The organism is Achromobacter xylosoxidans (assembly GCF_002192695.1).
GTDB lineage: Bacteria > Pseudomonadota > Gammaproteobacteria > Burkholderiales > Burkholderiaceae_B > Achromobacter > Achromobacter xylosoxidans_C.
Genome location: NZ_MTLG01000081.1, coordinates 1 through 22,702, shown reverse-complemented (window position 1 = coordinate 22,702; position 22,702 = coordinate 1). Strand labels below are relative to the sequence as shown.

General features: G+C 67.9%; 12 protein-coding genes. 5 read left to right on the top strand and 7 right to left on the bottom strand.

The window, feature by feature from the left end:
• Positions 1-31: 31 nt before the first annotated feature.
• Positions 32-7,612, bottom strand: coding sequence for an autotransporter-associated beta strand repeat-containing protein (locus BRO63_RS17370; protein WP_088140974.1), 7,581 nt, complete (start codon positions 7,610-7,612; stop codon positions 32-34).
• Positions 7,613-7,923: 311 nt separating this feature from the next.
• Here BRO63_RS17370 and BRO63_RS17365 point away from each other — a divergent pair, with 311 nt between their 5' ends.
• Positions 7,924-8,538 (top strand): ABC transporter ATP-binding protein, encoded by a 615-nt coding sequence (locus BRO63_RS17365; RefSeq protein WP_088140973.1) that lies wholly within the window; start codon positions 7,924-7,926, stop codon positions 8,536-8,538.
• 203 nt (positions 8,539-8,741) lie between these two features.
• Positions 8,742-9,743 (top strand): ABC transporter substrate-binding protein, encoded by a 1,002-nt coding sequence (locus tag BRO63_RS17360; protein ID WP_088140972.1) that lies wholly within the window; start codon positions 8,742-8,744, stop codon positions 9,741-9,743.
• Between the two features lie 69 nt (positions 9,744-9,812).
• Here BRO63_RS17360 and BRO63_RS17355 read toward each other — a convergent pair whose 3' ends face one another.
• Genes BRO63_RS17355 through BRO63_RS17330 form a run of 6 tightly spaced genes read right to left on the bottom strand, consistent with a single transcriptional unit; the run spans position 9,813 to position 18,465 of the window.
• Positions 9,813-10,799: a tripartite tricarboxylate transporter substrate binding protein gene (locus BRO63_RS17355; RefSeq protein WP_088140971.1), complete on the bottom strand. Its 987-nt coding sequence runs from the start codon at positions 10,797-10,799 to the stop codon at positions 9,813-9,815.
• Positions 10,800-10,841: 42 nt separating this feature from the next.
• On the bottom strand, positions 10,842-12,773 hold the full coding sequence (locus BRO63_RS17350; RefSeq protein WP_088140970.1) for an acyl-CoA synthetase: 1,932 nt from the start codon (positions 12,771-12,773) through the stop codon (positions 10,842-10,844).
• A gap of 15 nt (positions 12,774-12,788) precedes the next feature.
• Positions 12,789-13,922, bottom strand: coding sequence for an acyl-CoA dehydrogenase family protein (locus tag BRO63_RS17345; RefSeq protein ID WP_088140969.1), 1,134 nt, complete (start codon positions 13,920-13,922; stop codon positions 12,789-12,791).
• A 9-nt stretch (positions 13,923-13,931) separates the two neighbouring features.
• Positions 13,932-15,128, bottom strand: a complete 1,197-nt coding sequence (locus tag BRO63_RS17340; protein WP_088140968.1) for an acyl-CoA dehydrogenase family protein — start codon at positions 15,126-15,128, stop codon at positions 13,932-13,934.
• 9 nt (positions 15,129-15,137) lie between these two features.
• The gene (locus BRO63_RS17335) at positions 15,138-16,319 is read right to left on the bottom strand and encodes an acetyl-CoA C-acyltransferase (protein WP_088140967.1); all 1,182 of its coding nucleotides are present in this window, start codon (positions 16,317-16,319) and stop codon (positions 15,138-15,140) included.
• Positions 16,320-16,344: 25 nt separating this feature from the next.
• Positions 16,345-18,465, bottom strand: a complete 2,121-nt coding sequence (locus tag BRO63_RS17330) for a 3-hydroxyacyl-CoA dehydrogenase NAD-binding domain-containing protein (RefSeq protein WP_088140966.1) — start codon at positions 18,463-18,465, stop codon at positions 16,345-16,347.
• 204 nt (positions 18,466-18,669) lie between these two features.
• Between BRO63_RS17330 and BRO63_RS17325 the strand changes: the two genes are divergently transcribed.
• The 3 genes from BRO63_RS17325 (at position 18,670) to BRO63_RS17315 (ending at position 22,497) form a co-directional block, all read left to right on the top strand.
• Positions 18,670-19,599, top strand: a complete 930-nt coding sequence (locus BRO63_RS17325; protein WP_088140965.1) for a LysR family transcriptional regulator — start codon at positions 18,670-18,672, stop codon at positions 19,597-19,599.
• Positions 19,600-19,736: 137 nt separating this feature from the next.
• Positions 19,737-21,125: a GntP family permease gene (locus BRO63_RS17320; RefSeq protein ID WP_088140964.1), complete on the top strand. Its 1,389-nt coding sequence runs from the start codon at positions 19,737-19,739 to the stop codon at positions 21,123-21,125.
• Positions 21,126-21,177: 52 nt separating this feature from the next.
• Positions 21,178-22,497, top strand: a complete 1,320-nt coding sequence (locus BRO63_RS17315; RefSeq protein WP_088140963.1) for a DUF445 domain-containing protein — start codon at positions 21,178-21,180, stop codon at positions 22,495-22,497.
• Positions 22,498-22,702 lie beyond the last annotated feature (205 nt).

The window sequence follows — 22,702 nt, the reverse complement described above, 5'->3', positions numbered from 1 at the left end:
GCTGCCGGTTACCCGGCCCATGCCACGAGGCTTACCAGAGCACCTTCAAGCCGATGGAACCCTGCGCGCCGGTCTTGACGCGGCTGTCGCCGCTGTTGGCCCAGAGCTTGCCCACGTCGCCGTAGAGGCTGGTGCTCTTGGTCAGCTGCACCATGGCGCCCACCGCCAGTTCGGTCGACGTGTAGCCGCCCCTGGCGCGGATGTCGGTGGTGCCGGCCGGCGCGCTGAAGCTGGCCACGTCGGTGGTGTTGCTGGCCTTGTAGAGATTGACGCGGGCAAAGGGCTGCAGCACGGTGCCGCCGATGCTGTAGCTGCCCTTGACGCGGGCGCCCAGACGCAAGGTCCAGTCGTCGTCCGCGTCGTTCTTCACCTTGGCCAGGCTCAGCGTGGTGTCGTCCAGGTTGAGCTTGCGGTAGATGATCTGCGCCTGGGGCTCCAGCTGCCAGCTGTTGCCCAGGGCGATGGGCTTGCCCACTTCCAGCGAGGCCAGCCAGCCATGGCCCTTGGTGGTGGCGCCGGCGCCGGTGTCGGCCGTGCGCAGGCTGCTGCGGTAGTCGGCGCCCTGGATCACGGCGTCGGCGTACAGGCCGGAGTCGTGCTGCCAGGTGCCGTACAGGCCCACGTAGCGGCCGCGCAGGTTGTTGTAGCCCGCGTACTTGCGTTCCATGCCGCTGGAGAAGCCGCGCACGCCCATGTCGCCGTCCAGCTGGCCGACGTACAGGCCGGCCCTGAGGTTGCGGCTGGCGTACACGTCCACGCCGGCCTGGAAGCCGTTCAGGTGGCCGCTGCTCTCGGGGTTGACCGTGCCTTGCTGGGTGATGGTGGGAGCCGTGCGCAACACGCGGGCCCAGGCGCGATGGCTGGGGTCCAGGTCGATGGCGCCTTGTGCGGCTTCGTCGCCCATGCGCTTGCGCATGTCGCCCAGCATCGCCATGTCGGCCTGGCGCAGTTGCGCGGGCAGGGCGGACAGCAGCGGCACTTCTTCGCGGTAGGCGGGGGCCGGCGTGGTGCCGGGCCCAGGACCGGGATTGGTGCCGGGACCAGGATCGGTTCCCGGACCGGGGTCTACCTGCGTGTTGGTCGAGTGCAGCGCGGCGCCTTGCGCTGTCTGGGTCAGGCGGTACTCGTAGGCGCCCGCATCGACATGGTTGCCCGCCAGGGTGAAGCTGCCGGGCTGCAGGCTGGCGCCGTTTTCGGTGGCGATAACTTGGATGCCCTGGCTGCCGGTCTGCGCGCCCAGGCCGCCGGCATTGGTGATTTGCACGCTGGTGCTGCCGCTGGCGATGGCGCCAGCGCCGCTCAACAGCAGCTTGTCGGTGGCGCTGCCGTCGGCGCCCAGCACGGTGGACACGCCCAGCTTGCCGTTGTTGCCGACGTAGGGGCCGGTGACCTTGAGCACGGCGCCCGGCGTGCTGCCGCTGAGATTGACCGTGCCGCTGTTGTTCAGGCTGGCCACGGTCTGGCTGTAGCCCGCCAGGTCCAGCACCGCGCCGCTGGCCACGCTGTGGGCCGAGGCGCTGCTGAACGTGTTCGCGGCGCCGGCCTTGAGCGTGCCCTGCGCGACATCGGTCGCGCCGGTGTAGTTGTTGCCCGCGCTGGTCAGGGTCAGGACGCCGCTGCCTTGCTTGGTAAGGAAGCCGCCGCCCGTGATGGCGCCAGCCCAGGTGGCCGTGTTGGCGCCGGTGTCGATCACCGGGTCGTTGGTGCCCGTCATGTGCAGGTTGTTGACGATGGTCAGGCCGTTGGCAATCAGGTTGATGACAGTGCCGTCGTCCATCGACAGCATGCCCGTGCCCAGGCCCAGGGAATGGCCCAGGCCGATGCTGCCCTGCTTGAGCTGCACGCCGCCCGAGAAGGCGCTGCCGCCGGTCAGCGCCAGCGCGCCGGCGCCGGTCTTGACCAGGCCGCCGCTGCCCACGACGATGCCCGAGTAGTAGGACGTACTGCCAGCCGCGGAATTGACGGTCAAGGTTCCAGCGCCCAGCGCCACGGTGCCAGCGCCGCTCAGGCTGCTGGCTTGGAGCGTATTGCCGTTGAGGTCCAGCGTGGCGCCCGATTGCACCTGATAGCCGGTGCCTTGGACCAGTGCCGTGGTGGAGCCCGCGCGCAGCGTGCCGTCCGCGACCAGCGTGCCGCCGGTATAGCTGTTGGCGCCGGTCAGGGTCTGCGTGCCCGTGCCTTGCTTGACCAGGGTGCCCGTGCCGCTGACCGAGCCGCTGAAGATGCCGTCGGCCGAACCGCCTGCCAACAGGGAATTGCTGCCCATCTTGATGTTGCCGGCGCCCGCCAGGGTGCCGAACACCTGGGCGCCTTGGCCTGCCGACAGGTCGAAGGTGGCGCCGCTGGCGACGGTCACTGTACCGGTGGCCGCGAGGCTGGCGGCCGCGCCCAGCGCCAGCGTGCCGCTGTTGACGTAGGTGCCGCCAGAATAGGTGTTGGACCCGTTGAGCGTCAGCGTGCTGGCGCCGTTCTTGGTCAGGCTGCCCGCGCCCGCGATGTTGCCATTGAGCGTCAGGTCCTGGCTGCCTTGCACGGTCAGGCCGGCGTTCAGGGCGATGTTGTTCGCCAGCGCCAGCGCCTGAGTGTTGTCCAGCGTGGAGTCGCCGCCCACCGTCAGTGTGCCGGAGCCGAGCGCGGCGCCGTTGCCGACGATCAGGCCGCCCGCGTTCAGTAGTGTGCCGCCCTCGTAGATGTTGACGCCGCTGAGGGTCAGGTTGGCCGCGCCGTTCTTGATCAGGCCGCCGGCGCCGCCGACGGTGCCGTTCAGGTCCATGGCACTGGAACCGGCGATCGTCAGCGCGCCGTGCAGCGCGATCTTGTTGCGCACGATGACTGCCTTGTTGCTGTCCAGCGTGGTGCCGTTGGCAGCGGTCAGCAGGCCGCTGCCCAGGGCCTTGTCGTTGCCCAGCACCAGCGTGCCGCCGTTGAGCGCCGTGCCGCCGGTATAGCCGTTGGACGCGTTGAGCACCAGGGTGCCGGCGTCGAGCTTGGCCAGCGTGCCGCTGCCAACGAGCGGGGCGTTGACGGTCGCGGTCACGCCGGAATCGACGCGCACCGCGGCATGGCCCTGGTCGCCGTTGACCAGGTTGAGCGATCCCAGCGAGCCGCGCTCCAGGATATAGCCGTTGGTCATGAACTGCATGCCCGTGGTGCTTTGCGCGCCGGCGACGGTGACCGTCCCTGCCGCTCCCAGGAAAACAGCGAACTTGCCGGCCCAGGAACGGTTCCCGTTGCCGTCGACGCCGGTCCAGTTGGCGTTGGCGCCGTCCCAGGTGCCGCTGCCGCCTTCGATCACGCCGTTGCCGGTGGTTTGCGTACCGTCCCAGAACTGCACGGCGACGTTGGGTGCGGCCACCAGCAGGTTGATCTGCTTGTCGACGGCGGTCTGCAAGGTCAGGTCCGCCGATTGCACGTTGCCGGGCAGGTTGCCGAAACGCATGCCGTTGTCGGTCAGGCTGCCGCCATAGTTCATCAGCCGGTACACACCGGTGCCGAAGCCTCCCGCGTCGCTGATATTGAGCGTGCCGCCCAGGGTCAGGTCGCCGGCCACGTTCACCAAGGCCGCGCCGCCACCCAGGGCGGGGGCGCCCAGGCTGGCATTCACGATCGAGTTGGCGTCGAGCGCCAGGCTGCCGACCGACAGGGTGTGGCCGGCCATCAGTTTCAGGGTGGCGTTGTCCAGGACCTCCACGTTGCCGGCAATGCTGCCGGCGCCGCCCAGGGTGGCGCCGCTGTAGACCACCACGTCGCTGCTGGCCAGCGAGCCGTCAACCCACAGGCTGCCTGCAGTGACGGAGGTCGAGCCGGCAAGGGTGTTGGCGCCCGAAAGCACCATCGACCCCGCGCCAGTCTTGGTCAGCCTGCCCTTGCCGTTGATTTGGCCGCTGAAGCTGCTGTTGCCGCCGTTGGCGCCGACGCTCAGGATGTTTCCCTGCGATACGGTCACGGCGCCTGCGCCGTTCAGGCGATCAAGGCGAACCAGATTGGTCACGAACAGATTGGCGCCCGCCGCCACGTTCGCGGTGGCGTTCTGGCCCAGCGCATTGGTGCCCACGGTAGTCAGGCTGCCGCTTTGCAGATCGATCGTGCCGCTGAAGGTGTTGGCGTTGCCGGTGAGCAAAAGGCTATCCGCTCCGGTCTTGCGCAGCGTGCCGTTACCGCTTACCAGGCCGTCCAGGATCAGGCTGTTGTTGCCCGCCACCGTGAGCGTGCCGTCGACATTGACGGTATTGCCCAGGCGCATCGGACCGGCGGTATCCAGCCGCGAGTCGCCTGCGACGTTCAGCATGCCGGTGCCCAGCGCTGCGGCGTTGCCCAGATTCAAGTCGCCGGCATTGACCGTGGTGCCCCCGCTGTGGCGGTTTTCGCCATTGAGGGTAAGCTTGCCGGCGCCGTTCTTGACCAGTTCCTGATAGCCGTCGATCACGCCGTTCAGGGTGATGTCATTGCTGCCGTCCAGGGTCAGGGAGGCGCTCAGCTGCACCTTGTTGGCCAGGGTCACCGCGCGGCTGGCTTCCAGGATCCCCGCGTTGCGCACGGTCAGCGTGCCCTCGCCGAGCGCGGTGTCGTAGCCCACGCCCAGGTTGCCGCCCATCAGGGTGACGCCGCCCTGGAAGGCGTTGTTGCCATTGAGCGTGAGCTTGCCAGTGCCGCGCTTGGTCAGGCCGCCTGCGCCGTTGACCGGGCCGTTCAAGGTGAGGTCTTGGTTGCCGAGAAGGTTCAGATCGCCTGCCAGGTTGACCGTGTTGGGCAGGCTCAGCGCCAGGCTGTTGTCCAGCTGCGTGCCGTTGGCGGCGTTGAGGGAGCTGCTGCCTAGCGGATTGCTGGAGGCCAGCACCAGCCTTCCGCCGTTCAGCGCCATCGTGCCGGTAAAGTAGTTGCCGCCGCCCAAGGTCAAGGTGGCGCCGCCATTCTTGATCACGCCGCCGCCGACGATATTGCCGTTCAGGGCCAGGTCATTGCTGCCGGCCAGGTTCAAAGGGCCTTCGGCAATGATGTAGTTGGTCAGCGCAAGCGCCTTGTTGTTGTCCAGCGTGGTGCCGTCGTACACGGCCAGCGGACCTTGGCCCAACGCAGCATCGTTGCCGAGTACCAGGGTGCCGCCCTCCAGCAGGGTGCCGTTGTGGCTGTTGGCGCCGTTCAGCACCAGCGTGCCGAGGTCCAGCTTGCGCAAGGTGTTGAGGCCGGAGATGGGTACGTCGATGGTTGCAGTGACGTTAGGGTCGACCCGCAAGGCGAATCGGCCCTTGGTGCCATTGTTTGCCTTCAGCTCCGCGCCAGCGCCCGCGACGAGGTGATAGCCGTCGGTCATGAACTGCATGCCGCCGATCGTGTGCGAACCGTCGACGGTAATGGTGCCACTGGATCCCATGAAGACGGCGAACTTGCCGTCCCAGCTGTCGTTGATAGTGCCGTTGGCGTTGGTCCAATTGGTGCCGGTGGCATTCCATGTACCGTTGCCGCCCTCGACGGAGCCGTTGGCAACCAAGGCGGAACCGTCCCAGGATTGCACCCGCAAATTCGATGCGACCTGCAGGTTGACCTGACCATTGATACCGGTCTGTATTATCAGATTCGCTGGATTGGCCAACCCGTTCAGGTTGCCGAAATCGACGATGTTGTTGACGATGCTGCCGTAGTCGAACAGGCGGTATACGCCGTCGCCGAAATTTCCGGCATCGGTGATGTTCAACTTGCCGTCCAAGACCAGGGGGCCGGCGACCCTGAAGAGCGGGACGTTGCCGATGACCGGCGAGCCCAGCGCCACGTCGATGTTTGCGTTCTGTGACAGGGTGAGTCCGCCGAGGTTCAGCGTGTTGCCGCTGGTCCCGGCCAAATGGCCGCCGTCGTAGACAGTCACGGGGCCGCCGAGCGTGCCGCTGCCGCTCAGGGTGCCGCCCGAACGAACCGCGACGTTGCTGTTGTTCAAGGCGCCGCTGACTTTCAAGGTCCCGCTTTTGACCTCGACGTTGTTGAAGAGGTTGCTGGTGCCCGCAAGTTCCAGCGTGCCGGCGCCGGTCTTGTGCAGCGCGCCGCCGCCGAGGAACTCGCCGGCGTACACGCTGTTGGCGTTGCTGCCGCCCACTTCCAGCACGCTGCTCATGCCGAGATTGGTCATGCCGCTGCCGCTCAGGGCCCCGATCTTGGTGGGGCCGTTGACATTCAGCACGGTGTTTGCGGCCAGCTGGACGCTGACGGGATTTCCCAGGGAGGTGCCGTGGGCGATGGTGACGGAACCTTCGCGCACGTCGTAGCTGCCGGAGTAGCTACCGGCACCAAGCAGAAGCAACTCGTCCGCGCCGGTCTTGGTCAGTTTGCCGCTGCCGCTCAACCCGCCGAACAGATGCAGCCCAACCGGAGTATCAACGGTCAGGTCGCCATTGACGCTGATGCCATTTGACAGGGGCGCGAGTTGGGCGTTCTTCAGGGTGGCCGTGCCGCTGGTGACCAGCGGGCCAACCCCCAGGGCATTGGCGTTGCCGACCACCAAGGTGCCGCCACTGAGGGCGATGCCGCCGATGTGGCCGAAGTTGTTGCCGTTGAGGCTGAGCGTGCCGGTGCCTGTCTTGGCCAAGATGCCGGTGCCCGAGATCGCGCCATTCAGGCTCAGGTCATTGTCGCCAGCGACCGTCAGGTTCGCCTGCAGCGCGATGGCGTTGGCCAGCGCTACCGGGCTGCTTGCGGTCAGGGTCGAACTACCGCCAACCGTCAGGCCGCCGCCGCCCAAGGCCTGGTTGTTGCCCACCGTCAAGGTGCCGGCATTCAGCGTGGTGCCTGACAGGTAGATATTTGCGCCGTTCAAGGTAAGGTTGGCCGCGCCGTTCTTGATCAGCGAGCCTGCTGGGCCGGAAACAGCGCCGTTCAGCGTCAGGTCGGCGCTTCCGCCTATTCCCATGGCGCCCAGCAGATTCACGTCGTTGTTCAGGACCACCTTGTTATTGGCGTCGAGCACCGTGTTGTTGAGCGCGGTCAGGCTGCCGCTGCCCAGAGCCGCATTGCTGCCGACAACCAGGCGGCCTGCGGCGAGCGTCGTGCCGCCGAGATAGGTGTTGTTCCCGTTGAGTACCAGCGTGCCGCTGCCCTGCTTGTTCAGGACGCTGCTGCCGAGTATGGAGACCCCCAAGGTCGCGGTCACGTTGGGATTGACTTGAATCGTGGCAACGCCGCTGGTATTCAACTGACCATTGGCTCCGCCCACCAGCGTATAGCCGTCGCTTTGGAACTCCAGGCCTGTGATCTGGCGCTGTCCGCCGACCGCCACCGTTCCGGCCGCACCCGAGAACACCGCGTTGCCGCCGGTCCAGGATTGATTCACGGTCCCGTCGGCGGAGGTCCAGTTGGTGTTGGTGGCGTCCCAGATGCCGGCGGCCCCATCCACCGAGCCATTCGCCACGGAGTGACTGCCGTCCCAATACAGTTGCGGGCTGACGACGGGAACCGCATGCGCGCCCGTGGCGGCCAGCGCAATGCCCAGCGCGCCCGCCAGCTGCGCGCCGTTGCGGCGCAGGCGCCGGGCAGGGCTGCTGCTCTTGGCCGGACCGCGGGCGATTTCACTGACGGCCTGCCACACGCCGGCGGCGGCGTTGAAGACTACTCGATAGACGTGATTCATTGATCTCTTCTATGCCGACGCCGATGGTGGGCCGGCAAAATTGGACGTTGTATTGATTTAAATGAAACTAAATGCGTCTTTGTGGTAGGTCGCTCAGCGGAAAGACAGCGTGAACTGGCGGGGCAACCGTTACAGAATTCGAAATATTTTGCTGAAAATTAACATTTCTTTACGTCGCGTAATGTACGGCAAAAATGCGGATTCCCACACCGTCAATGCGGAAATATTTGAATTGAGTTCACATTTGCTGCGCTGGCGCCACGCCAGGGCGGCTATGGTCGGTTGCCGCGTTCCTGCGTACACTCCCGGCCATGCTACGAATCGACAATCTCGGCAAGCGCTACGGCGACCATCTCGTCTTCCAGGGCCTGACCCACACGTTCGCGCCCGGATGCGTGGCGCTGTGCGAAGAAGACAGCACCGGCAAGTCCACGCTGCTGGGCATCATCGCGGGTGTGATCGCGCCGGATGCCGGGGAGGTCTGGATCGACGGACATGCGCTGAGCCAGGCGCCGGCGCAAGCCCGGTCCCGCCTGGCCTATGTGCCTGACAATTGCATGGCGCTGCCCGCGCAGACGGGGCGCGGATTGTTGCAGCAGGTCGCGGCGGAGAAGAATGTGCCGCTGGGCGACAGCGTGCTGGACCTGGCGTTCCGGCTGGGGCTGGAGCCGCATCTGGACAAGCGCTTCGAGCAGATGTCGACCGGCACGCGGCGCAAGGTCTATCTGACTGCCGCCGCCCTGGGGGATCCGGCCGTGATCATCGCGGACGGGGCCAGCAACGGCCTGGATGCGCAGGCGCGCGGCGTGCTGGCCGAACAGTTCAAGACCTGGGCGCAGGATCGGGTGGTGCTGTTCGCCAGCCACGATCCCGAGCTGGTAGAGGCCTGCGGCGCCCGCAGCGTCGAGATTGCCGCCTTGCGCTAGCGGCGCGGGCGCTTTGGTGCGAAATTAAGCAGTCTGCAACTTGCGTTGCCCCATGGATCGGATGGGGCGCCAGACTGCGCATTCCAGGCCTGATCCGCAGCCTGCACCCCTCATTCATCGACCCCCGATTTCATCCGGCGTGATCGCTGTTGCTCATCACATTGCTGACCGAGTAACCGTGTACAACTCATGGAGGGTGGATCATGAATCGCAGGAGCATGCTGTTTGCGTCGATCGCAGCCTTGGCGGGCTCGCTGACGCACAAGTCCGGCGCCGCGCGGCAGCCGGGCGGGCCGCCAGTCATCGGCCTGCTGGTCAACGGCGCCGCCGCCAACAATCCCGCCGTCGGCGCGGTGCGGGCAGGGTTGGCGGAACTCGGCTACGCCGAGGGCAAGAACCTCATCCTTGAAGGCCGCTACGCGGAGGGCAAGCTCGACCGCCTGCCGGCGCTGGCGGCGGAGCTGGTTGCGCTGAATGCCGACGTGATTGCCGCCTTCGGCGGGCCGGCGTCCAGCGCGGCGGTCCGGGCCACCAAGACGATTCCCGTCGTGTTCGCCATCGTGGCCGATCCCGTGGCCGTGGGCTTTGCCGCGACCCTGGAGCGTCCGGGCGGGAATGCGACCGGCATCACCAGCAACGATCCGGAGCAGGCCCGGCGCCAGCTTGAATTGCTGCGCGAAGTCATGCCGAAGCTGGCGCGCGTCACGCTCCTGAGCGACCAGGACATACCCGGCGCCGATGCCAGCGGCCTGGCGCCCATCGAGCGGACCTATGCCGCCGCGGCCAAGGCGCAGGGCATGGAACCCCAGGTGCTGAAGCTGCGCGGTCCCGCGCCCGATTTGGATGCCGCCTTCAAGGCCATGGCCGACGAGAAGTCCGAGGCGCTGCTGGTCCTGGAGGTGCCGGTCACGCTGGCTCACCGCAAGCGCATCGCCCAACTCGCCGCCAGCCAGAACCTGCCCGCGGAGTTTTCGGCCGGTTCGGCCGACGCGGGCGGGCTGATGAGTTACGGCACCAACGTCGCGGATACCTGGCGTAGCGTTCCGGGGTTCGTCGACCGGATCCTGAAGGGTGCCAAGCCCGCCGACATGGCCGTGGAAGTCATCACGCGGCGGGAGTTCACCGTCGACCTGAAGGTTGCCCGCCAGCTGGGGCTGACGGTGCCGCAGGCCATGCTGGCGAGGGCGGACCGGGTGATTGATTGATGTTCGTGTCCAGGTCCGTGCCGCCTGCGCCGAGCCGCCTGTGCGAAGGGCGGCTTGGCGCTTTGGCGCTCAATTCTTCGCCATCAATCCCAGGTACTCGATCAGGCCTTTTTCCTTGATGTAGGTGGCCTGGGCCCATGCCTTGTAGTCCTGGCTGTTGCGGTAGGCGGGTTCCTGGTTCAGTTGTTTCATGACGTCCATGCTGGCAGGGTCGAACAGCGCCTTCTTGAAGGCGTCGTGCAGCGTCTGCACCACCGCGGGGTCCATGCCCTTGGGACCGGCCAGGCCGTAGGGCGAGGTGGAGACGACCTTGTAGCCCAGTTCCTGGGCGGTGGGCACGTCGGGCCAGCGCGTGGTGCGCTTTTCGCCGAAGGTGACCAGCAGCCGCATCTTGCCGGAGTCCACGAACTGGTCCCAGCCGGTGGCGTCGCTTTGCGCCATGACGTGGCCACCCAGCAGGGCCTGCTGCATGTCGGCGTTGCCCTTGTAGGGCACGTGGTTCAGCTTCACCTTGGCGTTGATGGCGACTTCCTCGATCAGCAGGTGCGGCGACGAGCCTACTCCGGTTGAGCCGTAGTCGATGGTGCCTGGCGCCTTGCGTGCCGCGTCCAGGTATTCGTTGAAGGTTTTGTATGGGGAATCCGCGCGGACGGTGAAGCCGAAGGTGTAGCCGGACAAGCCCAGGATGAAGCTGAAATCGTTGATCGGATCCCAGTTGACCTTCTGCATGTAGGGCATGCGCAGCATGGCCAGGGTGTACAGGGCGATGGTGTAGCCATCGGGCTTGGCGGTCTTGGACATCGTGGCGGGACCGAGCGTGCCGCCGGCGCCGGGCCGGTTCTCGACGATGACCGGCTGGCCCAGGTACTTGGACGCGTCCTGCGCCACGGTGCGCATATGGCGGTCGGTGGAGCCGCCGGCCGGGAAGGGCACGATGACCGTGACGGGCTTGGAGGGGAAGGCGCCTTGCGCGTGGGCCGAGAATGGCAGGGCGGCGGCGCCCAGAGAGATCAGCAGGGCGCCGAGGCAGGCGCGCCGCAGGGGCTGGTGGTCCATGGGTTTGTCTCCTGTGGTGTTGTTGTGTCTGTGGGGCAATGCTCAGTCGCGCAGGACGACCTTGACGGGCAAGCGGGCCAGCGCGTCGCGCAGGCTCGCCTTCAGCGCCTCGGGTGCGCGGACGTCGGCCTGTACGGCGACCTCGGGCTGCGTGTCGGCCTGGACGCGGAACAGCGTGCCGTCGTCGGTCAGGCCGGCTTCCTGCAGGGTGCGCGCCACCACGGCCTGGACCGATACGGCGGTGGCCAGGCGGCGCAAATCGGGTTTGTAGATCTTGCCCACATTGGTCATGGGCATGCTGTCCAGCACGATCACGCGCTTGGGCCGCGCCGGGCTCTCGTCCACGTGCTCGGCCGCGTAGGCCAGCAGTTCGGCTTCCTCGATCTGGACGCCTTCAGCCAGTGTGACGAAGGCGATGGGCAGCTCGCCGGCGTAGGCGTCGGGCGCGCCGACTGCGGCGCAGAGCTGCACCGCCGGGTGGGCGGCGAGCGCGTCCTCGATGGTCTTGGGATCGATGTTGTGGCCGCTGCGGATGATCAGGTCCTTGGCGCGGCCCTGCAGATGCAGGCGGCCGGCCTCGTCCAGATAGCCGACGTCGCCGCTGATCAGCCAGCCGTCCTCGGTGAAGGCGCGCGCCGTGTCTTCGGGGTCAAGAAAACCGGGAATGACGTTGGGCGCCTTGAACAGCACCATGCCGGGCGAGCCGGCATGCAGGTCGCGCGCCGGCTGGCCCGCGGGCAGGTCCAGCGCGACGATGCGGACCTGCACGTAGGGCAGCGGAAAGCCGACGCAGCCCACGGGAAACTGGCAGCCGGGCGGCGAGATGGTCGAGATGCCGGCCATCTCGGTCATGCCCAGGCTTTCATTGACGTGCAGTCCGAACAGGCGCTTGAAGCGCGCCGCCAGTTCGGCGGGCAGCGGCGCGGCGCCGGTGCGGCAGTAGCGCAGCGACGAGATGTCGGCCCCGGCCAGCGGCACTTCGGCCAGCGCCGCGAGGATGGTGGGCACGCCTTGCAGCGAGGTGGCGCGGTGGTGTTCGACCAGGCGCCAGTAGTTGCGCAGCACGTCGCGGTTGCGCAGCAGCAGGGTGGTGGGGATGACGGTTTCCACCCCCGCCGACAGGGCGGCCAGCGACGCCGGCAGCACGCCTGCCACATGGAACAGCGGATAGCCGTTGATGACCACGTCGTCCGGGCCCGCGTTCTGCAGTTGCACCGCGGCCCAGGCGCTGAAGACCTGGTTGGCATGCGTGTGGATGGCGAGCTTGGGCGCGCCCGTGGTGCCGCCGGTGTGGAAGTACGCGGCCACGTCGCCGCCCTGGATGTCGCGGCCGCTGAGCAGGCGGTCGGCCGGCTGCGCCGCGCGCGCCGCGTTGAAGTCCAGCGCTTGGTCGGGCAAGGCCGGGCGGGCCGCCAGCGGCTCGTCCAGCGGCGCCACGCGCAGCAGGGTATGCAGCGTGGGCACGCGTTCGAGCAGCCGTAGCGCCTTGGACCAGGAGCCGCATTCCACGTCGGAGCCATAGGCGATCAGCACCTTGGCGCGCGCCGTGGTCATGAGCGACGCCAGCTTGTCGTCGGTCAGCAAGGGGTTCAGCGGCTGCACGACGCCGGCGGCCTCGCCGCCCCATAGCGCCAGGTGGTACTCCAGGCAGCCGGGCAGCAGCACGGCCACCGCGTCCTGCGGCCCGACGCCCAGTTCATGCAGCAGATTGGCGGTCTGGTGGATGCCGGCCAGCAGTTCGCGGTAGCTCCAGCGCACCGGCGTGTCGCCGGGGTCGGCGCTGCGCAGAAAGGTCAGCGCGGTCTTGTCGCCGAAGGCCGCGGCCGAGTTGCGGAAGATCTCGTAGGTGCTGCGCACCGTGAGCGTTTCGGTCAGCGGCCGGGCTTGCAGCCGCTGCACGTCCGCCGCGCTGCGCACGGGGAACGGGGCGGCGAAAGGCGGCGAGAGGGGCGGGGCGGCATGGACCTGGGTCATGGCATGGTCTTCCGCTCAGGCCTGCCCCAGCGCGATGTAGCGCCGCAGGTGATGGTCTTCGTCGCCCAGCTGGTGGTCGATCATGACCAGGCGCTTGGCGTAATGCGCCAGCGGCAGTTCCCAGGTCATGCCGATGCCGCCGTGCAGCTGGATGCTTTCCTCGGCCACCAGGGTGCCGATGCGGCCGATGGTGTACTTGGCGGCGGACAGCGTGCGTTCGCGGGTGGCGCGGTCCGAGTGGTCCAGGGCGGCCGCGGCGTTGATCACGGCAGAGCGCGCCTGTTCGATCTCCAGCAGCACGTCCGCCATGCGATGCTGCAGCGCCTGGAAGCTGCCAATGGGGGCGCCGAACTGGCGGCGCGTGCGCAGGTATTCCAGGGTGGCGTCGCGGGCGCAGTCCATCGCGCCCACCGCTTCGGCGCACAGCGCCAAGATGCCGCGGCCGGCGGCGCGTTCCAGCAGCGGGTAGCCTGCGCCGGCCTCGCCCAGCAGGGCCTCTGGAGCAAGCTGCACGCCGTCGAGCACGAGCTCTGCCGCGCGGCCGCCGTCGATCAGGCCATAGCCGCGCACCTTCAGGCCGGGCGTGCCGGCGCTGACCAGGAACAGGCTGATGCCGGCCTCGTCGTCCGGGCCGCCCGCGCTGCGGGCCGGGATCAGGAACAGGTCAGCGTGTTCGCCGGCCGTGACCACGGCCTTGGCGCCGTTGAGCACCCAGCCGTCCGCGTTGCGTTCGGCCCGGGTTTCGACATGCGCCAGTTCATAGCCGGAGCCGGGCTCGGCGTGGGCCAGCGCGGCGGTGATGCTGCCCGCGATCAGGCCTGCGAGGGCTTCGCGTTGGGCCGGCGTGCCGGCGGCGGCGATGGCGCTGCCGACCATGAGCGCGTCCAGCAGCGGTTCGACGGCCAGGCCTCGGCCCAGCGCCTCGAACACGACGGAAATGTCGAAGCCGCTGCCGCCCAGTCCGCCATCCGCTTCGGCAAACAGCGCGCCGATGGCGCCGAGTTCGGCGTAGCGCTGCCACAGCTCCAGGCTGTAGCCCCGCTCCGAGCGGGCGTTGCGGTCGCGGGTGGCGAAGTCGCTCTGTTCGGCGACAAAGCGGCGCAGCATGTCGGAGAGCATGCGCCGGTCTTCGGTGTGTTCAAAATTCATGGCCGGCCCTTACAGTCCGAGGATCATCTTGGAGATGATGTTCTTCTGGATTTCATTGGAGCCGCCGAAGATCGACAGCTTGCGGTTGTTGAAGTACTGCGCGGCGGCACTCTCGGCGCCTTGCGGGCCGAGGGGCGGCGCGTCGTAGCCGTCGTGCAGCGCCTCGGGCACGAAGGGGCGGGCGTAAGGCCCCATGGCGCGGCGGTTCAGCGCGCTGATCTCCTGGCGGATCTGGGTGCCGCGTATCTTCAGCATCGAGCTTTCGGCGCCGGGCGCGCCGCCGCCGGCCACCGCCGCGACCACGCGCAGATTGGTGGTGCGCATATTGGCCAGTTCGATCTCGACGCGCGCCAGCCGGGCGGCGAAGTCCGGGTCCTCGGATAGCGGACGTCCGTTCTTGCGTTGGCTTGCGGCCACCGTCTTCAGGCGTTCCAGCGCTGCCGTGGATTGGCCGACTCCGGCGATGTTGGTGCGTTCGTAGGTCAGCAGGTACTTGGCGCAGGTCCAGCCCCGGTTTTCCTCGCCCACCAGGTTGGCGGCAGGCACCCGCACGTCGGAGAAGAACACCTCGTTGACTTCGTGCTCGCCGTCCAGCGTGATGATGGGGCGCACTTCCACGCCGGGACTTGCCATGTCGATCAGCAGGAAGCTGATGCCTTCCTGGCGCCGGCCTGCCTGAGAGGTGCGCACCAGGCAGAAGATCATGTTGGCGTACTGGCCCAGCGTAGTCCAGGTCTTCTGGCCATTGACGACGTAGCTGTCGCCGTCGCGCACCGCGGTGGTCTTGACGGAAGCCAGGTCCGAGCCCGCGCCGGGTTCGGAATAGCCCTGGCACCACCAGTCGGAACCGTCCAGGATGCGCGGCAGCCAGTGGCGCCGCTGCGCCTCGCTGCCGTACTTGATCAGCACCGGGCCCAGCATGCTCAGGCCGAAGGGCACGATGCGCGGCGCGGCGGCCAGCGCGCATTCGTTTTCGAAGATGTACTTCTGCACGGCGCTCCAGCCGGTGCCGCCGTACTCCATCGGCCAGTGGCTGGCGAGCCAGCCTTGGCGGTTGAGGATGGCGTGCCATTCGACCATGTCGGCGCGCGACAGCAGCTTGCCCTGCGCGACCTTGGCGGACAGGCGCCCGGGCAGGTTGCCGGCGAGAAAGGCCCGCACTTTATCGCGGAAGGCGTTTTCTTCGGAGGTGAATTCCAGGTCCATGGGGGATCCTCAGTAGATTTCAAACAGGCCGGCCGCGCCCATGCCGCCGCCCACGCACATGGTGACGACGGCATAGCGGGCGCCGCGGCGGCGGCCCTCGATCAGCACGTGGCCGGCCAGGCGCGCGCCGGTGACGCCGAAGGGGTGGCCCAGGGCGATGGCGCCGCCGTCCACGTTCAGGCGGTCCATCGGGATGCCGAGCTTTTGCTGGCAGTACAGGGCTTGCGAGGCAAAGGCCTCGTTCAGTTCCCACAGGTCGATGTCCTGCACCTTCAGACCGTGGCGCGCCAGCAGCTTGGGCACGGCGTAGACCGGGCCTATTCCCATCTCGTCGGGTTCGCAGCCGGCGATCGCCAGCCCGCGGAACGCGCCCAGCGGCTGGATGCCGGCGCGTTGGGCTTCTGCGGCTTCCATCAGCACGCAGGCGGCGGCGCCGTCCGACAGTTGCGAGGCGTTGCCTGCCGTGACGAACTGGCCTGCGCCGCGCACCGGGGCCAGCGAGGCCAGGGCGTCGTAGGTGGTGCCGGGGCGGTTGCAGGTGTCGCGGTCCACGGTCACTTCGCGTTCGCTGACGGCGCCGGTGGCGCGGTCGGTGACGGACATGGTGGTAGTGACGGGGATGATCTCTTCCAGATACCGTCCCGCGGCCTGCGCGGCTTCGGTGCGCGCCTGGCTTTGCGCGGCGAAATGGTCCTGGGCTTCGCGGCTGATGCCGTAGCGGGCCGCGACGATGTCGGCGGTTTCGATCATGGGCAGGTAGAGCTCGGGCTTATTGGCCACGATCCACGGATCCATGCCGCTCACGCCGTCGTCGCGGGTGCGGATCTGCGATACCAGTTCGACGCCGCCCGCGATCATGGCGGGGGCGCCGTCCATGACGATGCGGCTGGCGGCCGAGGCGATGGCCTGCAGGCCGGAGGCGCAATAGCGGTTGACGGTGGCGCCGCCCACGCTGACCGGCAAGCCGGCGCGGATCACGGCCTGGCGCCCTATGTTGCGGCCGGTGGCGCCTTCCGGGTAGCCGCAGCCGATGAAGGCGTCTTCGATCAGGGCGGGGTCGATGCCGGCCCGGTCGACGGCGGCGCGCACCGCGTGCGCGGCCAGCGTGGGGCCGGCGATGAGGTTGAATTCGCCGCGCCCCGCCTTGGTGATGGGGGTGCGGGCGGTGGAGACGATGACGGCTTCGCGCATGGCGTATTCCTGTAAGGTGTCCGGGTCAGGCGGCCTGGTTCAGGCTGGCGAAATTGCGGCCGGATTCGGCCAGTTGCACGAGCAGCGGCGAAGGCTTCCAGAAGGCGGGGTCTTCCTGGGCGTAGCCGCGGATATCGGCCAGCACGCGGTCCAGCCCCACACTGTCGGCGTAGTGCATGGGACCGCCGCGATAACGCGGAAAGCCGTAGCCGGACAGGAACACCACGTCGATGTCGGACGGGCGCTGCGCGATGCCCTGGTGCAGCACGTTGGCGGCTTCGTTGATCATGGCGGCCAGGTAGCGGCGCTGGATGTCCTCTTGCGTATAGGCGCGCGGCGTGACGCCGGCGCGCGTGCGTTCGGCGTCGATGATGGCCAGGACTTCGGGGTCTTGTTCGCCTTGGCGCGCGCCGTCGGGGTACAGGTAGAAGCCGCGGCCCGTCTTCTGGCCGAACCAGCCGCGTTCGCACAGCCGGTCGGGAATCTGCACATAGCGCAGCGCGGGGTCGCGCGTGGGCGCGCGGCGCTTGCGCGTGGCCCAGCCTATGTCGCCGCCGGCCAGGTCCGCCATCTGGTAGGGACCCATGGGATAGCCGAAGGCGCGCACGGCGGCGTCGATCTCGTAGGGCGTAGCGCCGTCTTCCATCATCATGTCCGCCGCTTGGCGGTGCACGGCCAGGATGCGGTTGCCGATGAAGCCATCGCACACGCCGGCGCGCACCGGGATCTTGCGCAGGCGCCGCGCCAGCTCGAAGCCGGTGGCCACGGTGTCGGGCGCGGTGTGCTCGCCCACCACGACTTCCAGCAGCTTCATGATGTTGGCGGGCGAAAAGAAGTGCAGGCCCAGCACGTCGGCGGGGCCGCGCGTGGCGGCGGCGATGAGGTTGACGTCCAGATACGAGGTATTGGTGGCCAGCACCGCGCCGGGCTTGGCCACGCGGTCCAGCTGCGCGAACACGGCCTGCTTGACCGTCATGTCTTCGAACACGGCCTCGATGATGAGATCGGCGTCGGCGAGCGCCTCGTAGCGGGTCGAACCGGTGTAGCGCCCCATGCGGGCATCGCGCTCGTCGGCGCTGATCCGGCCTTTCTTGACCAGCAGCTCGTAGACCTGCGCGACGCGGCCGCGGCCCCGTTCGAGGGCGGCTTCGTCCTGTTCGACCATGGTCACGGGAAAGCCGGCGTCCAGCGCCGACACGGCGATGCCCGCGCCCATGGTGCCGCCGCCGACGATGCCGATGCGTTCCAGGCGCCGCGGCCGGGCGGGCTGCTGGCCCGGCATCTTGGCCGTGTCGCGCTCGGCGAAGAAGGCATGCACCAGGCCCGCGCGCTGCGGACTGTCCAGGCATTGCAGGAACAGCGCGCGTTCGGTGCGCAGGCCGTCCTCGAAGGGCTGCTCGATGGCGGCGCGCACGGCTTCGACGATCTTGCCGGGCGAGTACAGGCCGCGGGTGGTCCGGGCCACGCGCTCGGCCGCTGCCTCGACCTGGGCCAGCGCGGCGGCCCGGTCGGCGAGCGCGCCGGCGTCGCGGGTGCGGCGAGGGCCGGCGCCGATCGCCAGCAATTGCCGGGTGTAGGCCAGGCCCGCGTCCAGGGGATCGGTTTCGCTGGATAGCGCGTCCACCAATCCGGCTTCCAGGGCGGCGCCGGCGGAGAGGTGCTTGCCGGTCAGCATCAGGTCCAGCGCGGCCTGCGCGCCCATCAGGCGCGGGGCGCGCTGGGTGCCGCCGGCGCCGGGCAGCAAGCCCAGGTTCACTTCGGGCAGGCCGAGCTTGGTGCCCGCCAATGCGACGCGGTAATGCGCGGCCAGCGCCACTTCCAGTCCGCCGCCCAGCGCCGCGCCATGCAGCACGGCCACGATTGGCTTCGCGCTGGCTTCGATCAGGTTGCAGACCTCGGGCAGGATGGGCGGCTGCGGCGGCTTGCCGAATTCGCGGATGTCGGCGCCGGCGATGAAGTTCTTGCCCGCGCCCATCAGCAGGATGGCGCGTACCTGCGGGTCGGCCTGGGCGTCGCGCACGGCCGCGGCCAGATCGCCGCGCACGGCGGCGCTCAGGGCATTGACGGGGGGATGGTCGATGGTGACGACGAGAATGTCGTCATAGCGGCGCGCGCTGGCCGCGCCGGTGCTTGCGCTGTCTGTCATGGACAGTGTCTCCGATGAGGCCTGCCGCTGCGACGCCGCTTGGGGCGGCCGCTAGGACTCGGCCTGGCGGACCAGGAATGGCCCGTCTTTTATGGCCTCATTCTTTCGCAGTAAAGAAGTCTTGACAATGGCATCGATAATTGACATTGAAGTCAAAAAAATTTGACAATGCAGAGATGAATTGATGCGGCGAGGAGGCCCGGAATGGACACCAAATCCCTGACATTGCTGGTGGAAATCCTGGACGCGGGCAATCTCAGCGAGGCCGCGCGCCGCTTGAAGATGACGCGCGCCAATGTCAGCTACCACCTGAATCAACTGGAACGCTCGGTGGGCATGCAGCTGGTGCGCCGCACCACGAGGCACGTGGAGCCAACAGAAATCGGACTGAAGCTGTATCACCACGGCCGCAGCATCCAGGACGAACTCGCGGCGGCGCGTGAATCCGTCGAGACCCTGGGCAAGACGCCGCAGGGCAAGGTCAGGCTGAGCGTGCCCAGCGGCTACGGGCAGTTCGTGATGACGCCCTGGCTGCTGGAATTCAAGCGGACCTATCCGGACATCGTGCTGGACGTGTTGTTCGAGAACAGCGTGGACGACCTGCTGCGCGACGAGGTCGACATCGCGGTGCGCATCATGTCCGAGCCGCCGCAGAACCTGGTGGCGCGCGAGCTGGGCCAGGTCCGCTACGTGGCCTGCGCCTCGCGGGCCTATGCCGCCGCCCGGGGCCTGCCGCAGCATCCGGAAGAACTCGCGCGCACGCCCATCATCAGTGCGGCGGTCATCGGCCGGCCCTTGCGGCTGTCGGCTTACTACGGCGGCCAGCCGCGGCAGCACGTGGTGCTGGAGCCGACGGTGATCTCGCGTAACTACGCGTTCCTGCGCGATGCGACCCTGGCGGGGCTGGGCGTGGGCGTGGTGCCGGACTACGTGGTGCACGACGACATTGCGCGCGGCGACCTGGTGGCCGCGCTGCCGCAGTGGCGCTTGAGCATCTTCGGGCGCGGCATGTACATGCTGTACATGCCCAACCGCCACCATCCGCGCGCGATCGCGATGATCATCGAATTCATTCTGGAGCGCGCCCAGGCCGCGCACGAAGGCAGGCCGGGATTGCTGGAGGCGGCGGGCTAGCGGGCCCGGCCCGCTTGGGTGTAGAGGGCCGGGCGACGCCGTTTTCCTGACTGGGCGTTCAGCTTGGCAGGCATAAAATTCCTGTTCTTTACGGCAAACGGCCGCAGGGCCGCGCCCAAATTTCTTCAGGCCCGTCCATGTCCTCTTCCGACGTCCAATTGCTTCTTACCGCGCTGGCTAGCGTGCTGGTGCTGGTTGCGCTGATCGTGTCGCGCATCCGCATGCATCCGCTGCTGGCGCTACTGATTGTCTCTATCGGCGTGGGGTTCGCCACCGGCATGGAGCCCGTGGCCATCGTCAAGAACCTGAGCAATGGCGCCGGCAAGACGCTGGGCGCGGTGGGCGTGGTGATCGCGCTGGGCGCGATGCTGGGCAAGATCCTGGCGGATTCGGGCACCACTGAACGCCTGGCCAATGCCATCCTGGCCCATGCCTCGCCTCGCATGATTCCCTGGGCCATGACCCTGGTGGCCTTCGTCATCGGCATACCGATGTTCTTCGAAGTCGGCCTGGTGGTGATGCTGCCGCTGATCTTCAGCGTGGCGCGCAAGCTGGAAAGCCAGCAGCGCTTCAAGGGCTCGGCCTATGTGTACGTGGGCGTGCCGGTGATATCGGCACTGGCGGCGATGCACGGCATGGTGCCGCCGCACCCGGGCCCGCTGACGGCGATCGCCACGCTCAAGACCACGGTGGGGCCGACCATGATCTACGGCTTCATCGCGGCGCTGCCGGCCATGATCTTCGGTGGCCCCTTGTATGGCGCCTTCATCTCGCCGCGCATGACGACGCGTCCGGACGAGGCGCTGCTGGAACAGTTCACCACGACGCGCCAGAAGGCCGACGGCCGCAACGCGCCCGGCGTGGGCCTGGGGGTGCTGGCGGCCTTGCTGCCTGCCTTGCTGATGCTGGTGCACGCGGGCGCGGAGATGCTGCTGCCCAAGAATTCCCGCGCCATGCACGTGGCGGCGTTCCTGGGCGACCCGATGGTCGCGATGCTGCTGGGCGTGCTGTTCGCCGCCTTCACCCTGGTGCTGATGCGCGGCGGCGATGCGGAAAAACTGCGCGACGCCATGGGCAAGAGCCTCAAGCCCATCGCCGGGATCATGCTGATCATCGCGGGCGGCGGCGCGTTCCAGCAGGTGCTGACCAGCGCCAAGGTGGGCGATGCCATCGTTCAACTGACGCATCAGTTCTCCTTGCCGCCTCTGGTGCTGGGCTGGCTGATCGCCATGCTGCTGTCGGTGTCCACCGGGTCGGCCACGGTCGGCATCGTGGGCGCGGCGGGCCTGCTGGCGCCGCTGGCGGGCGCCGACCCCAGCCTGAACCTGCCGCTGCTGGCGCTGGCGATCGGTTGCGGTTCGCTGTTCTTCAACTACGCCAATCACGCGGGCTTCTGGATGGTGAAGGAGTCCTTCGGCATGACCATGGGCGAAGCGACCAAGACGATTTCGGTGGTGCAGTCCATCGTGTCGGTGGTGGGGCTGGTCATGGTGCTGCTGTTCAATCTGCTGCCGCCGCTGGGCTGACGCGCCTGCGGGCCGCAATTGTTATGCTGGGTCTGTCGTTTCCGGAGACCCCATGACAGAGATGCCCCGTTCCGCCGCCACGCATTCCGCGCTGGCTTCCGAAGCGCGCCGCGCGCAATTGCGGCGCATGAAGATCGCCGCGCTGGCGCTGCTGGTGGCGATGGTCTGCGGTTTCATCACCAGCCACGTCATGGGCGGGCAGGGCGCGTGGGCTTGGGTGCGGGCGTTCTGCGAGGCGGCCACGGTGGGCGCGCTGGCCGACTGGTTCGCGGTGGTGGCGCTGTTCCGCCGGCCGATGGGGCTGCCGATCCCGCACACGGCCATCATTCCCAGCAACAAGGACCGCATCGGGGACAACCTGGCGGTGTTCGTGCGCGACCATTTTCTGGACCCGGACACGCTGATGGAGAAGCTGCGGGTGTTCGATCCTGCGGCGCGCCTGAGCCGCTGGCTGGCGCGTCCGCGGCAGGCGCGGGCCTTGAGCGAGGGTGCGCGCAATGTGGCCTTGCAGACGCTGGACCTGCTGGACGACCGGGCGGTGCGCGGCGTGATCCAGGAGTTCGTGGTGAAGAATCTGCGGCGCTGGGATGCGGCGGATACGGCGGGCGAGGTGCTGGGCTTGTTGACGCGTGACGGGCGCCATCAGGAGCTGCTGGACGCGGCGCTGGAGCGGCTGGGCGGCTATCTGGGCGACGAGGACGTGAAGGCGCGGGCCTCGAGCCTGCTGGTGAAGTTCGCGAAGAAGGAATGGCCGCGCATCATCGCGGCGGTGGACGTGGTCAAGTCGGTGGACGGGATTGCGGACAACCTGGCGGACCGGCTGGCGCGGGCGCTGGTGGAGGAACTGCGGGACGTGCTGTCCGAGCCGGGGCATCCGGTGCGGCGGGACTATGAGGCCTGGGTGCAGGATTACATCCAACGGCTGAAGGATGATCCGGCCTTGTCGGCGCAGGTGGAGGCGCTGAAGCAGCGGGCGATCGATCATCCAAAGGTGCAGGAGTATGTGCAGGGGCTGTGGGACGATATCCATGCGGCGTTGCGGCGGGATCTGTCATCGGAGGATTCGGCGCTGGCGCGGCATCTGGAGAGCGCCTTGCTGGCCTTGGGGCGCAAGCTGGGAGAGGATCCGGGGTTGCGGGAGGCGATCAACAGTCACGTGCTGGGCGGGGCGCGGAGGTTGACGGGGCGCTTGCGTAGCGGGGTCACGGAGCATATTTCGCGCACGGTGAAGAATTGGGATGAGCGGCATCTGGTGGATGAGCTTGAACTGAGCGTGGGGAAGGATCTGCAGTACATCCGGTTCAATGGCACCTTGGTGGGCGGGTTGATAGGGGTGGTGCTGCATGCGGTGGTGTTGCTTGTTCGAGAGTGATGCGATTGCCGTGTCGGATGGCTGCTGAGGATCTGGCTGTTGTTTCCAGTGCTTCGTAGGCCGCCCGTCGGCGCGGACGGCTGGGTGGCGAGCGCCCACGATTGCGGTCCGGAGCCTTCGCTCCGGACTGCCCCTGCCTCATCCTCGTGGCCGCCTACGGCGGCTGCCTTCGGATTCCGTCGGGCGCATCGAGGTTGCTCGCCAC